The sequence below is a fragment of the Bacillus sp. 0909A genome (genome assembly GCF_036765115.1).
GTDB classification, from domain to species: domain Bacteria; phylum Bacillota; class Bacilli; order Bacillales; family Bacillaceae; genus Bacillus; species Bacillus mojavensis.
Genome location: NZ_JBAIZU010000007.1, coordinates 94,785 through 108,192, shown reverse-complemented (window position 1 = coordinate 108,192; position 13,408 = coordinate 94,785). Strand labels below are relative to the sequence as shown.

At 43.2% G+C, this 13,408-nt stretch carries 14 protein-coding genes; 10 read left to right on the top strand and 4 right to left on the bottom strand.

Translation table 11 applies throughout. The features are described from left to right. The first annotated feature begins 72 nt into the window (after positions 1-72). Positions 73-897 carry an alpha/beta fold hydrolase gene (locus V6D42_RS19110; RefSeq protein WP_333514284.1) on the top strand — a complete coding sequence of 275 codons (825 nt, stop codon included), beginning with the start codon at positions 73-75 and terminating at the stop codon, positions 895-897. A 25-nt stretch (positions 898-922) separates the two neighbouring features. On the opposite strand, the gene V6D42_RS19105 is transcribed toward V6D42_RS19110, so the two are convergent. Beyond that, positions 923-1,183 (bottom strand): YugE family protein, encoded by a 261-nt coding sequence (locus tag V6D42_RS19105; RefSeq protein ID WP_010331662.1) that lies wholly within the window; start codon positions 1,181-1,183, stop codon positions 923-925. A gap of 88 nt (positions 1,184-1,271) precedes the next feature. On the opposite strand from V6D42_RS19105, the gene V6D42_RS19100 reads away from it, so the two are divergent. From V6D42_RS19100 to V6D42_RS19090, 3 genes are all read left to right on the top strand, one after another. Beyond that, complete coding sequence (locus tag V6D42_RS19100) at positions 1,272-2,435, top strand: MalY/PatB family protein (protein WP_333514283.1); 1,164 nt, start codon at positions 1,272-1,274, stop codon at positions 2,433-2,435. 125 nt (positions 2,436-2,560) lie between these two features. After that, positions 2,561-3,847, top strand: a complete 1,287-nt coding sequence (locus V6D42_RS19095) for a HAMP domain-containing sensor histidine kinase (protein WP_333514282.1) — start codon at positions 2,561-2,563, stop codon at positions 3,845-3,847. A 45-nt stretch (positions 3,848-3,892) separates the two neighbouring features. Continuing rightward, positions 3,893-4,279: a kinase-associated lipoprotein B gene (locus V6D42_RS19090; protein WP_333514281.1), complete on the top strand. Its 387-nt coding sequence runs from the start codon at positions 3,893-3,895 to the stop codon at positions 4,277-4,279. A 27-nt stretch (positions 4,280-4,306) separates the two neighbouring features. Here V6D42_RS19090 and kapD read toward each other — a convergent pair whose 3' ends face one another. After that, positions 4,307-4,924: a 3'-5' exonuclease KapD gene (gene kapD, locus V6D42_RS19085; RefSeq protein WP_010331666.1), complete on the bottom strand. Its 618-nt coding sequence runs from the start codon at positions 4,922-4,924 to the stop codon at positions 4,307-4,309. 77 nt (positions 4,925-5,001) lie between these two features. After that, entirely contained in the window at positions 5,002-5,205 is a 204-nt protein-coding gene (locus tag V6D42_RS19080; RefSeq protein ID WP_333514317.1) for a hypothetical protein, read from the bottom strand. Here V6D42_RS19080 and V6D42_RS19075 point away from each other — a divergent pair. The 3 genes from V6D42_RS19075 to V6D42_RS19065 all read left to right on the top strand — a co-directional run bounded on the left by V6D42_RS19075 (position 5,108) and on the right by V6D42_RS19065 (position 8,715). Continuing rightward, the gene (locus V6D42_RS19075; protein ID WP_442893263.1) at positions 5,108-6,316 is read left to right on the top strand and encodes a multidrug efflux MFS transporter; all 1,209 of its coding nucleotides are present in this window, start codon (positions 5,108-5,110) and stop codon (positions 6,314-6,316) included. The two genes, V6D42_RS19080 and V6D42_RS19075, sit on opposite strands and share 98 nt — an antisense overlap. A 92-nt stretch (positions 6,317-6,408) precedes the next feature. Further along, positions 6,409-8,283, top strand: coding sequence for a transglycosylase domain-containing protein (locus tag V6D42_RS19070; RefSeq protein WP_168748634.1), 1,875 nt, complete (start codon positions 6,409-6,411; stop codon positions 8,281-8,283). An 18-nt stretch (positions 8,284-8,301) separates the two neighbouring features. Next, positions 8,302-8,715 (top strand): thiol-disulfide oxidoreductase DCC family protein, encoded by a 414-nt coding sequence (locus V6D42_RS19065; RefSeq protein ID WP_333514279.1) that lies wholly within the window; start codon positions 8,302-8,304, stop codon positions 8,713-8,715. A gap of 17 nt (positions 8,716-8,732) precedes the next feature. Here V6D42_RS19065 and V6D42_RS19060 read toward each other — a convergent pair whose 3' ends face one another. Then, positions 8,733-9,290, bottom strand: coding sequence for a YufK family protein (locus tag V6D42_RS19060; RefSeq protein WP_268471507.1), 558 nt, complete (start codon positions 9,288-9,290; stop codon positions 8,733-8,735). Between the two features lie 177 nt (positions 9,291-9,467). On the opposite strand from V6D42_RS19060, the gene maeL reads away from it, so the two are divergent. The 3 genes from maeL to V6D42_RS19045 all read left to right on the top strand — a co-directional run bounded on the left by maeL (position 9,468) and on the right by V6D42_RS19045 (position 13,318). Beyond that, positions 9,468-11,069, top strand: coding sequence for a two-component system sensor histidine kinase MaeL (gene maeL / locus V6D42_RS19055; RefSeq protein WP_333514278.1), 1,602 nt, complete (start codon positions 9,468-9,470; stop codon positions 11,067-11,069). Continuing rightward, positions 11,062-11,769, top strand: a complete 708-nt coding sequence (gene maeM / locus V6D42_RS19050) for a two-component system response regulator MaeM (protein WP_024122665.1) — start codon at positions 11,062-11,064, stop codon at positions 11,767-11,769. Before maeL ends, maeM begins: the two co-directional genes overlap by 8 nt. 469 nt (positions 11,770-12,238) lie before the next feature. Further along, a complete protein-coding gene (locus V6D42_RS19045; RefSeq protein WP_333514277.1) occupies positions 12,239-13,318 on the top strand; it encodes a BMP family lipoprotein in 1,080 nt (359 codons plus the stop codon). Positions 13,319-13,408 lie beyond the last annotated feature (90 nt).

The following is a 13,408-nucleotide window of genomic DNA, read 5'->3' as shown; positions in this document are numbered from 1 at the left end:
GGAGAAACTTCCGCTAGAACTGACAATTTCAGGGCATAATACAGGACATCCTATGAAGGGAGTGACGGCAAAATGGAGGCGATTACACCAATAAGGCGTATTAAAGTCGGAGGCGTAAATGTATATTATGAGCACTATCAAAACCCGGGCAAACAAACAATTGTCTGCGTACACGGTTTTTTATCTTCTGCTTTCAGCTTCAGAAAATTAATCCCCTTGCTTCGGGACCAGTATGACATCATCGCGCTCGATTTGCCTCCTTTCGGCCAATCAGAAAAATCAAGGACATTTAGATATACCTATCAAAACCTCGCAATGCTTATCATCGGACTCCTCGAGCACTTGCAAGTCAAACAGGCGGCGCTTGTCGGGCATTCGATGGGAGGGCAGATATCGCTGTCGGCTGCTCTATTAAAGCCTGAGCTCTTCTCGAAGATTGTGCTTCTTTGCAGTTCAGGTTATTTAAAACGCTCACACCCGACGATTATTTTCGGGACTCACCTCCCATATTTTCATCTTTATATCAAACGCTGGCTTTCCAAAGAAGGCGTGATGAAAAACTTATTAAATGTCGTCCACAACAAATCGCTGATTGACGAGGAGATGATTGACGGCTACGGCAAACCTTTTCAAGATGAACAGATTTTCAAAGCTATGACAAAATTCATCCGGCACAGGGAAGGAGATTTACAGTCTGAGGAATTGAAAAAAATGAACAAACCCGCCTTATTAATTTGGGGCGAAGAAGACAAGGTGGTTCCGGTGAAAATCGGCGAACGTCTGCACCATGACCTGCCGGATTCCAAACTGTATTCATTGCGGGAAACAGGCCATTTGGTGCCGGAGGAACGCCCTGAATTCGTTTCCGAACGAATTGCAGAGTTTATCACAGAATAAAAAAACCGGTTTGTATACCGGTTTTTCAAGGCGTGCAAGAGCTGCTGTCTTTAATGAACAGCAGCTGTCCAGCCACATTCAGGCAGCTGTCGATCGGAAGTGTTTGTTCAAAAGAAGCTTCGAAAATATGCTGTATGCTTTTCGCTAACACTTTAGGATCGTCCTCATCATAGACGGCCTGAACGACATCAACAGCCTCCGTTTCATAAAAATCTTCACCATATTTAAACGGGTCCCATTTGGCAATGACATTGATCATTTCCCTGACAGCTTGACTTTCTTCCATTTTCATCACCGCTTATAATAAAATTTGCAGATCTATTTTATCATAGTTACGCTAAGAAAAATAAACATACATAAGAGGTGGAAACAGAATGAACTTTGATAAACAAGAACAGCGCCTCGGCACCCAATCCGTCAAATGGGACAAGATCGGCGAATTATTCGGCGTGACAGACGCACTCCCGATGTGGGTGGCGGATATGGATTTTCGTGCGCCGGAAGCCATAACAGAAGCATTAAAACAGCGCCTAGAACAAGGGATCTTCGGGTATACAGCGCCAGATCAGAAAACAAAAGATGCAGTGTGTGCATGGATGCATAACCGGCACCGCTGGAAGGTGAACCCGGAAAGCATTACATTCAGTCCCGGGGTGGTCACAGCTTTAAGCATGGCGGTTCAGGCTTTTACAGAACCAAAGGATCAAGTGATTGTCCAATCCCCTGTTTACACGCCTTTTTACCATATGATTGAGAAAAACGGCCGGCGTATTTTACATAATCCGCTTAAAGAAAAAGACGGAACTTATGTAATGGATTTTGAAGATTTGAAAACAAAAATCAGTGATCCGAGCGTAAAATTGTTTATTTTATGCAATCCGCATAATCCTTCAGGGCGGGCATGGGGCCGGGAAGATTTACTGAAGCTCGGCGAATTATGCCTTGAACACGGCGTCACAGTCGTTTCAGATGAAATTCATTCCGATTTGATGCTGTACGGAAATGACCATACGCCGTTTGCCTCTCTTTCTGACGAATTCGCTGAGATTTCTGTGACTTGCGCGGCACCGAGCAAAACGTTTAATATCGCGGGTTTGCAGGCGTCAGCAATCATTATTCCAGACCGGCTGAAGCGCGCCAAATTTTCAGCCAGCCTGCAGCGGAACGGTTTAGGCGGATTAAACGCGTTTGCCGTGAGCGCAATCGAAGCCGCTTACTCAAAAGGCGGGCCATGGCTCGATGAACTGATTTCTTATCTTGAGAAAAACATGGACGAGGCTGCAGCCTTTTTGACCAGCGAGCTCCCAAATGTCAAGATGATGAAGCCTGATGCGTCTTACCTGATCTGGCTCGATTTCCGCGCATATGGCTTGTCTGATGCAGAGCTGCAGCAAAAGATGCTGCACAAAGGGAAAATTATTTTGGAGCCTGGCACGAAATACGGCCCTGGCGGAGAAGGATTTATGCGTTTGAATGCAGGATGCCCTCTGGCAACCTTGCAGGACGGACTGCGCCGAATAAAAACAGCGGTAGAGTAAATATTCGTCACAAACGCCTTTACGTATCACTCGTAAAGGCGTTCTTTATTAAGAAATTTTGTATTTTACTTCTTATGATAAGTGTTATAATAGATTCATATTTTATACGAAAGGATTTCACTCGAATGGAAATTCTAAAAGACTATCTCCTACATATCTGCTTTATTTTGTTTCCTATTCTTCTTTATCAAGTGTTTTGGCTTGGAAAACCGTCGATCATTGTACCAAAAATCAACAACGTATTGGTCACAATATTTGCATGCGGCGCCTCAGTTTTATGCATTATATTCCCTATACAGGAAATGGACTACATCCAATATGGCCTTCAAATCATTCCTGTCATCATTTGTTTATTATACATAAACACTGCTTCCGGGCTAACAGTCGCCGCATCCGTCTTATGTTTTGAACTGCTGTTTTTTGAGCCTTCCGCCATTTTTGTATACGTTTTGCTGCCTTTTCATATCATCATTCCAACTCTACTTCAAAAAAAGTGGCCATTCATGTCCAAAGCGAGAAAACTGCTGCTGTCTTTATTCATCGGTTGCTTGGAGATCTTCTTATTTTCCGCCTCCATCTTGGTTTTTTCTGCCGTGAATATTTTAAATTTTCAAAATTCAGAAATGATATATTATGAGGCAGCTGTCTCAGGTCTGTTCCGCTGCACCGTTCTTCTTTTAAGCATTTATCTGATAGAAAGCATCGCAGAAAATATCGCCCTCCGTTCCCAGCTTATCCATTCGGAAAAAATGGAAATTGTGAGTGAACTTGCGGCAAGTGTGGCTCATGAAGTAAGAAATCCGCTGACAGTTGTCCGGGGATTTGTCCAGCTGCTTTTTAATGATGAATCCCTTCAAAACAAATCCAGTGCGGATTATCAAAAGCTTGTGCTGTCAGAGCTTGACCGGGCTCAGGGCATTATTACAAATTATCTTGATATCGCCAAACAGCAATTGTACGAAAAAGAGATTTTTGATCTATCTTCTCTTATCAAAGAGACGAGCTCCCTTATGATTTCGTATGCCAATTATAAATCTGTGACAGTAGAGGCGGACGCCGAGCCGGACCTTTTGGTATACGGGGATGCAACAAAGCTGAAGCAGGCTGTAATCAACCTCATGAAAAACAGCATTGAAGCTGTTCCTACGGGTAAAGGGGTTATCCAAGTTTCAGCAAAAAAAATCGGCCATATAATTGTAATCAAAATCTCAGATAACGGTGTTGGCATGACGGATCACCAAATGCAGAAGCTGGGTGAACCTTATTATTCTTTAAAAACGAATGGAACGGGACTTGGGCTGACTGTGACGTTTTCCATCATTGAACATCACCACGGAACCATTTCGTTCAGCAGCAGCTTTCAAAGAGGAACCATTGTGACGATTAAGCTCCCCGCCGACCTTCCTCACTAGCAAATCAATTGGAACTTTTATAGAATGAATGCGAGGTGATAACAGATGAGTACATTTGAGAAAGGCTCTATCGTAAAAGGATTTTACAAAACAGGTACATACATAGGAGAAATTACAGATTGCAGACCGCAGCATTATTTAGTCAAAATTAAGGCGGTTCTCACCCATCCCGCTCAAGGAGACCTTCACCATCCAAAACAGGCAGATGTGCCGTTTTTCCATGAAAGAAGAGCACTTGCTTTCGGCGAACAAACTAATATCCCTCATCATATGGTGAAGCCCTATGACAGTGAAGTGCCGGATTATAACGAGTCTTTGCGGGAAGCGGTTGCACAGCTGAGAGCCAAACTGGCCGGAGATGATTCACAATGGGCAAAGCGATCCCTGAACAATCTGGACGTTTTAGAAAAAGAATACTTTACCCGGTCATAACCCAGTCTGACGAAAGATTGGGTTTTTTTATGTTGCGCGCCGGAATAGTTCAGATAAATCAATCCTCTCGCCGATTGTCGGGGGTTTTGGTTTTTCTAGGTACTGCTTATCCTGCTCGACAAGCTTAAAAAGCTTATAGGCTGTAAGAGCATCGTCAAGCGCCTTATGATGGGTGCCGGTTCCCTTATCTCCGTACTCTTCCGCAGCCTTCCACAAGCCGGTCAGTGTCCGGTCTCCAAAAAAGTTTTTATATTCAAGCGATAAATCTCTCATCTCCCCTTTAAACGGGAAAGGAATATGGTTAAACATACAATTTTGCTTCAGCACTTTCATATCCATGTTACCCCACGTGATGATCGTGCAATTTTTTTCAGGGTCAAGCTCATTTAATTTACGGATAAAGTCCTCGAACCTCATCCCCTCATCTACTTGGTTTTGCGTAATGTTTAAAAATGATTTGCAGCGCTTCGTCAGCTTGGGGAATTTTTTCGGCCTAATGTAACTTGAAAACGTCTCAACTACTTCACCATTAACCGACTTTACAATTCCTGCTTCAATGATTTCCGGAAAAAAATTTTGCGGACTGTATTTTCCTTCGGGCATCGTAAATTCGAAATCAATAATGAGTAAGTTGCCTGCCTCCACTATTTTTACACCTACCTTTCCTCCGATCAGAAGAATGCTATCTTTATAGTATATCAATTCTCCTTCTCTTCATTTCTTCATTTTCTAAAAATAATGAAATTTCCCAGCCGCATTGTTTCTTTTAAATGGTGCACTGTTTCTTTATAATTAGTAAGGAACCCGAAATAATAAGAAGGTGATGTTATTTCTATCCGCAAGAAAAACTTTGTCATTGTGTGGCTGGCGAATTTCTTTGTATCAGCCAGCACAACAATGATCGTCCCTTTTCTCTCCTTGTATATCGAGACGCTTAGCACCTTTTCCAACGGCTTTGTGCAAAGGTGGAGCGGTTATGTGTTCGGCATTACATTTTTAATGGCTTTTTTGGTATCCCCGTTCTGGGGGCGGTTCGGAGACAAACGCGGTTACAAGAAAATCCTTTTGACAACCGGAATCGGTATTGCTGTCAGCATTTTATTAATGGGCTTTGTCACATCGGTTTATCAATTGTTTTTTCTGCGTATGGCTATGGGGCTTGTAACCGGATTTATTCCGACATCCCTTGCAATGATTTCCGCGCAGACGCCTAAAAGCTCAGCCGGCAAAACGCTTGGCACACTCCAAATGGGGCAAGTGTCCGGAAGCTTGTTCGGCCCGCTTTTGGGAGGCGTGCTTGCTGACCACTTCGGCTTTACGTATACCTTTTTTATCACATCCTTTGTGATTTTCTTGGCCGTTCTTCTCGTGTTATTCGGGGTCAAAGAACAGCCGCTCACAGAGAAGATGAATAAACGTCAGTCTTATACGAGAAAAGAAGTGCTCTCCTATATTTTTCACCAGCCCGCGCTTTGGGTCATGATGCTGTTAACTATGCTGATTCAAACAGGAAATTTCAGTATCCAGCCGCTGCTCGCTTTATATGTAAACGAGCTGCACGGACCTGCCAATCTGGCCTTTTTCTCCGGCATGGCATTTTCGGCAACCGGACTCGGCAGTTTGCTGCTGGCAAGAAAATGGGGAGATTTAGGAGACCGCTACGGCCACCGCCGCATCTTAATCGGGCTTTTAATCGCCGCCTCTTTATTTTTTATTCCGCAGGCACTCGCGTCTTCATTCAGTGTGCTTCTTGTTTTCAGGTTTTTGTTCGGGATGGCGATGGGCGGCCTTCTTCCATGCATCACAGCGGCAATCCGCGTTCAGGCTCCCGGCTCCATCCAAGGAGAAGTCCTCGGCTACAATGTCAGCTTTCGCTTTTTAGGAAACGTTCTCGGACCTCTTCTCGGCGGTATTATATCGAGTCACTTCAATATCTCTGTAGCCTTTTATGTCACAGCATTTCTCTTTTTCGCAGGAGCCTGCCTGCTTTGGATCATGAAGAAATTCCAAAAAGAATCGTATGCCAAAGCAAGCTGATTTTCAGCAAAAATTGAGGAGTCTTCTAAATTTAACCTTCTCGTAAACTCAAAAGAATGGTACGATATGGCTAGAATTTAGGAGAAAAGAGAGTGACCATGTTACGAAAAATTATCGGATGGATTTTGCTCCTTTGCATAATCCCATTGTTTGCATTTACAGTTATCGCTTCCGGAAAAGAAGTAAAACAAATGAAGTCCCTGGATCAGGTGCTTGATAAGAATATTGATTTGAAAGAGATCAGCCTTGTTCAAAACAGCTACATGTACGACAGGGACGGGTCTCTGGTCTCGGAAATCGTCAGCGATGATGAGAACCGGGTGCTGGTTCCCTTCAACAAGATTCCCGAAGAAGTCAAACAGATATTTTTAACTTCTGAGGACCGCCATTTTTACGAACATAAAGGCTTTGACTTTATGGGGATGGTGCGGGCGGCCGCTTCCAACGTGAAGGACAAAAAGATTGACCAAGGGGCCAGCACCATCACACAGCAGCTTACAAGAAACTTGTATTTGAGCCACGAGCGCTCTTTCAGCCGCAAACTGACTGAGCTCGCGTACTCCTATCAGCTTGAGAAAAAGTATACAAAAAATGAGATTCTTGAAGCCTACTTAAATACGATTTATTTTAATAACGGCGTTTATGGCGTCGGATCAGCTGCTGAATTTTATTTCAGCAAACCGCTGAAATCTCTCACACTAGGAGAAATGGCTTTTATTTGCGCTATACCTAATAACCCTACATTATATGATCCTCTCAAGCATTTTGACTACACGAAAAGCCGTCAAGAACGCTTACTTAAAGGGTTAAAAAATGCCGGGGTTATAACGGACAAAGAGCTGAAGAAAGCCGTAAAACAAAAAATCAAACTGGATGTCGAGGAGAAAGAAGACAAATTTCCAGACTACGTTTCCTACGTAAATGATGAATTCACTCAACTCGTGTCTGAATCTGAAGGTTATGATAAGCGTCTTCAAAAAGCGTCAGGAAAACAAAAAGACAAAATAGAAAACGAGCTGTCCGCTAGAGTCAGCACACTTCTGAAAGACGGTGTAAAAATTTATACCGCACTTGATCCGTACATGCAAAATCAAGTCGTGGCACAGATGAATTCGAAGCTGCCGTATGCGGGCGTACAGGGCGGAGCGGCTGTTATTAATCACCAGACGCATCAAGTTGTCGCTCTATCCGGCGGAAAAAACTATCATAAGTATGATTTTAACCGTGCCTACCAAGCATACAGACAGCCGGGGTCATCCATTAAGCCGCTTCTCGATTACGGACCTTATATTGAACAGACAGGTGCGACAGCAAGCAGCACAATTGATGCCGGCAAATTTTGCAGCAGGGATTACTGTCCGCAAAACTACAATAACCGCACATACGGAACAGTGACGCTCGATACAGCGTTTAAAAACTCGTATAATACACCGGCCATCAGAATGCTGGACCGTGTAGGCATCCAAAAAGCTTTCAGCTATATTGAACCGTATCATTTTTCAAAGCTTGTCAACAGCGACTATCTGCTGCCGGCGGCGCTTGGCGGATTTACACACGGCATGACGCCTCTCGAGATGACAAAGGCGTATACAACATTCGGCAACAGCGGAAGCTACACGCCGAGCCACGCGATTACAAAAGTGACGGATTTAAAAGGAAAAACGATTTATAAATGGAATGACAAAGCAACACAAATATTCAGCGTCCGCACAAACATGCAGCTGAAAAAACTGATGTCTTCCGTTGTCAAAAGCGGGACAGGGAAAAAAGCATATTTTAATGCGCCTTATATCGGCGGAAAAACGGGAACCTCAAATGATTATCATGATATGTGGTTCGTCGGCCTGACAGATACGTACACAATGGGTGTCTGGGTTGGAAAAGATACACCGAGCAGCGTTGAATACCTTCACAGTATCAGCCCTCAGCTTTCCATCTGGAAAGGAACGCTGCAAGCGGCTTATTAAAATCGGAGGGGATCTGCAGTGACATCAGAACAAATTCCAAATCGCGTCTTGCTGTTTGACGGTGTGTGCAATTTATGCAACGGAGCCGTTCAATTTATCATAAAACGTGATCCAAACGGTTTAATTTCATTTGCATCGCTTCAATCGGAAACAGGACAGAGCCTGCTGAAAAAAAGCGGGCTTCCGACTGAGCATTTTGACAGCTTTGTCTTTATTGAAGACGGCCAGGTTTACACTAAGTCAACTGCAGCTATAAAGGTTTTCAGGCATCTGCGGGGCCCATGGCGGCTCTTTGTCCTGTTTCTTGCAGTGCCGAAACCTCTCAGAGATATGCTCTATTCTGTTATCGCCAAAAACCGCTATAAGTGGTTCGGCAAAAAAAATGAATGTATGCTCCCCTCCCCTTCTATAAAAAATAGATTTTTACCATAAACGAAAAAATGGCTAGCTTACACAGGTAAGCTAGCCATTATGCTATTATAAAGCTTGATAAATATGAACAGAATACCGATAACAAATGTAAACCAAAACAGCAGTTCCATTAGAATGAATCCGACCAATGACATGATAGAAAGTGTTGAATAAATCCTGTAAACAACGAACACAAAGTAAGCAAGTGTAACAACTGCAAACCAGATCACAATCCAGATGACATTTTGCAATAGCACAAAGGATACGATCCCGCCGCCTAAATAAATGATGGAGCCCATTCTGATTGTTTTCAGGTTGTTTCCTTCAGGATCATTTGCGAAAAACAGCAGTGACAGCTCAGTCACGGTATTCGCAATTAATTTCAGAGCGGACAGAACCATAAAATATAAAAGGGCAAAAGCCGCAAATAACGCTAGTCTGATTCCTTTCTCTGAGAAGTAATCGAGCATTCCATCGTACATTCCAAATGAAGAAAGCATCTTCAATGCATAGAGTGAGGTTGAAATGGATAAAGACGAACTAAAAAGCAGGATCGCAATCAGCGGAAAGTATCCTGTTAAATAAGTATTTTTCATATAAAAAAGTCCCTTTCTATAATCTACCTCATTTATTATGGAGGACTTAAAACACATTGACAAGATAAATTATTCCATTTTTTCTCCTTTTTACGAATTACGGTCCCAAATCTTCACAAAGCGACATTTTGAGAGTAAAGTAGTACGCAGGAATCATAAAACGTAAGGAAGTTTTATATGAAAAAAACATTAAAACTGCAAACCAGACTCACCATATTTGTCTGTATCGTTGTGTTAATCGCATTGCTCATCACCTTTATTACCGTTGGTGCCCAAACCTCCAAAAGGATACGTGATCAGGAAAGAGACACAGCGCTGCAAACTGCTGAAATGGTTGCCGACGCACCGATCACTGCCTCCGCTTTGGAGAGCGGAAAAAAACAGAAGGAACTGCTCAGCTATACGCTGAACGTCCAGAAAATTACCGGCACAGAATTTGTCGTCGTTATGGATATGAACGGCATTCGCAGAACTCATCCGGACCGCAGCAAAATCGGAAAAAAATTCAGCGGCGGGGATGAAGCCGAAGTATTAAAAGGACATGTCCATATCAGCACCGCCTCAGGCACGCTTGGGAAATCGCAGAGAGCGTTTGTGCCTGTCTACGCCGAGAATGGAAAACAAGTCGGAGCTGTTGCGGTCGGCATCACAGTGAATGAAATTGACGAAGTCATCAGCCACAGCTTACGGCCGCTCTATTTTATTATTTGCGTCAGTATATTCGTCGGCGTCATCGGTGCTGTTATCGTCGCACGCACGGTGAAAAATATCATGTACGGACTTGAACCATATGAAATCGCGACACTTCTTCAAGAACGGAGCGCCATGCTTGAATCAACGAAAGAAGGCATACTCGCTGTCGATGAGCACGGCAAAATCAAGCTTGCCAATGCGGAAGCGAAGCGTCTTTTCATTAAAATGGGCATAGAAACAAATCCCGTCGATCAGGATGTCAATGATATATTGCCAAAAAGCCGTCTAAAAAATGTCATTGAGACCAGAAAACCACTTCAAGACAGAGATGTGCGCATTAACGGATTAGAGCTTGTATTTAATGAAGTGCCCATCCAGCTGAAAGGACAAACCGTCGGAGCGATTGCGACATTCCGGGACAAAACCGAGGTAAAACATTTAGCTGAACAGCTTTCCGGTGTTAAAATGTATGCAAACGCACTGAGAGCGCAGTCTCATGAATTTATGAACAAACTGCATGTGATATTAGGTCTCGTCCAGCTGAAAGAGTATGACGATCTTGGAGATTATATTAAAGATATTGCCATTCAGCAAAAATCAGAAACGAGTGAAATCATAAATGATGTCAAAAGCTCCGTACTGGCCGGTTTTCTGTTGGGAAAACAGAGTTACATACGAGAGCAGGGCGCAAATCTCGATATTGAATGCAGCGGGGTTATTCCAAATGCAGCAGATCCTTCAGTCATTCATGAACTGATTACGATTATCGGAAATCTGATCAACAATGCCTTAGATGCTGTTGCCAATATGCCGAAAAAACAAATCACGATGTCCATGCGTTTTCATGACAAAATATTGGACATCGAAATTACCGATACAGGAGCCGGCATGTCTGAGGAAGACCAAGTCAAGGTATTCGAACAAGGCTATTCAACAAAGGGCAAAAACCGGGGATTCGGCCTTTATTTCACCCAGCAAAGCATGGAGAATTTGAAGGGTCAAATGATTATCACCAGCGAAAAAAATGAAGGAACCACATTCAGTCTTCGAATCCCGTACGAACCGAAGGAGGAAAACCATGATTAATGTACTAATAGTTGAAGATGACCCCATGGTGGGTGAATTAAATAAACGATATTTGAGCCAAATAGAAGGCTTTCAGCTGAAAGGAATCGCCTCTTCCTTTCAAAGCGCTCTGCATATTTTAGGCGAGCATCACATCGACCTCATTTTGCTTGATATTTACATGCCGGGTAAAAACGGGCTTGAGCTGCTGACGGAATTAAGAGCCCAAAATGAAGCGGTTGACGTGATTGTCATCTCTGCGGCAAGCGAGCTGGACGTCATCAAAAAAACACTTCGTTACGGAGCTGTGGATTACTTAATCAAACCGTTTGAATTTGAACGTTTTCAGACTGCCCTTTCTGATTACAGACGAAAACAAAAAGTCTATTCCACCCACCGAAACATGAGCCAAAAAGAATTGGACGCGGAACTGTTTCATAAGAAGGAAGCGACAGAAAAAGTGCATCTGCCAAAAGGGCTGACAAAAAGCACGCTGAAGCTGATTTGGTCCAGCATACAATCCTTTGAAAACGAATCCTTTACGACAGAGGACCTGGCGAATCATACTGAAATATCTCAAGTATCCATCCGAAAATACTTAAAATTTCTTGAGGATATACAGGTTCTGAATGTCGAAATGGCGTACGGAACGATCGGAAGACCGGTGTTTCAGTACAATGTCAATACAGGCAACCTTAACGGAATTAAGCAATATTTATAAAAAAACGCACTGTTCATGTCGAGCAGTGCGTTTTTTTCTGTCACATCTCTTGCCAAGCTGCTTGAACCTTTCGGCAATAAGTTATACAAAAATAATAAAGGACTTTTTGGCATATTTGAAATACAATTCTAAAAATACATATTTTTTAAAAAATTATGCGCAATTCTATTTATTTCTTGTAAGTAAAATGATAAATTATGATTGGTTAGTTGATCCCTAGACTAAGTCATAAGTCACACTTCAGAAAGAGATGTCACGGTTTTCCGCCCGGAACACCTTCCGCATCCTTCTCTTCCCCGCCTTTCGAAGGAAACACCCACATCACACTTACTAAGGGAAGATCAGAACTGTCTCAGCTCATTCTAATTGTTATTATCTGAAAATTTTACCGATTCTAAGAATTGAGTGAGGCAACCATCCCATGACTGACCGGATCAGCTCAGGCCAAATTTTTCTGGGGGGTTATATCTTGAAGAAACGCAAAATCGGATTGGCGATGTCACTTGTCATCGCAGCGGGCACCATTTTAGGAGCGTGCGGAAACAGTGAAAAAAGCAGCGGTAACAGTGAAGGCAAAAACAAATTCAGTGTGGCGATGGTCACCGACATTGGCGGGGTGGATGACAAATCTTTTAACCAATCAGCATGGGAAGGCATCCAAGCCTTCGGTAAAGATAATGGTCTGGAAAAAGGAAAAAACGGATACGACTACCTGCAATCTAAATCAGATGCAGATTATACAACAAACTTAAATAAATTAGCGCGTGAGCATTTCGACTTGATCTATGGCGTCGGCTATTTGATGGAAGATTCAATCAGTGAAATTGCCGATCAGCGCAAAAATACAAACTTTGCGATTATTGACGCAGTCGTCGATAGAGACAACGTCGCAAGCATTACGTTTAAAGAGCAGGAAGGCTCATTTCTTGTCGGAGTGGCCGCAGCCTTAACAAGCAAATCAGGAAAAATCGGATTTGTGGGCGGCATGGAATCCGAGTTAATCAAAAAATTCGAAGTCGGCTTCCGTGCAGGGGTTCAGGTCGTAAAACCTGACGCAACTGTCCAGGTAAAGTATGCGGGCGGATTCGATAAAGCGGACGTTGGAAAAGCAACCGCCGAGAGCATGTATAAGTCAGGCGTTGATGTGATTTACCACTCCGCAGGCGCCACCGGCACAGGTGTCTTTACAGAAGCCAAGAACCTGAAAAAAGAAGACCCGAAGCGTGATGTTTGGGTGATCGGAGTCGATAAAGATCAATACGCAGAAGGCCAAGTAGAAGGAACAGACGATAACGTCACCCTTACTTCCATGGTCAAAAAGGTTGATACAGCAGTTGAAGATTTAACGAAGAAAGCAAGCGAAGGCAAATTCCCCGGCGGAGAAACGCTTACATACGGGCTTGATCAAGACGGAGTCGGCATTTCTTCCTCTAAACAAAACCTATCGGATGATGTAATCAAAGCGATTGATGATTGGAAGAAAAAAATCATCGGCGGATTAGAAGTGCCGGGAACAGAGAAAGAGCTGAAAAATTTCAAAGCTGAATAAGAATCGCGGGGATAAGGAGAAGAGCCCTTATCCCTTGTTTTTCTTTCAGAGCAAAGCTGCACATTTCCTTGGGCTTTTCTATTGCCAGTC

Excerpts from the sequence above, each read along its gene's own strand:
- V6D42_RS19110 (WP_333514284.1), top strand. The coding sequence starts at position 73 with ATGGAGGCGATTACACCAATAAGGCGTATTAAAGTCGGAGGCGTAAAT.
- V6D42_RS19105 (WP_010331662.1), bottom strand. The coding sequence starts at position 1,183 with ATGGAAGAAAGTCAAGCTGTCAGGGAAATGATCAATGTCATTGCCAAA.
- V6D42_RS19100 (WP_333514283.1), top strand. The coding sequence starts at position 1,272 with ATGAACTTTGATAAACAAGAACAGCGCCTCGGCACCCAATCCGTCAAA.
- V6D42_RS19095 (WP_333514282.1), top strand. The coding sequence starts at position 2,561 with ATGGAAATTCTAAAAGACTATCTCCTACATATCTGCTTTATTTTGTTT.
- V6D42_RS19090 (WP_333514281.1), top strand. The coding sequence starts at position 3,893 with ATGAGTACATTTGAGAAAGGCTCTATCGTAAAAGGATTTTACAAAACA.
- V6D42_RS19060 (WP_268471507.1), bottom strand. The coding sequence starts at position 9,290 with ATGAAAAATACTTATTTAACAGGATACTTTCCGCTGATTGCGATCCTG.
- maeL (WP_333514278.1), top strand. The coding sequence starts at position 9,468 with ATGAAAAAAACATTAAAACTGCAAACCAGACTCACCATATTTGTCTGT.
- maeM (WP_024122665.1), top strand. The coding sequence starts at position 11,062 with ATGATTAATGTACTAATAGTTGAAGATGACCCCATGGTGGGTGAATTA.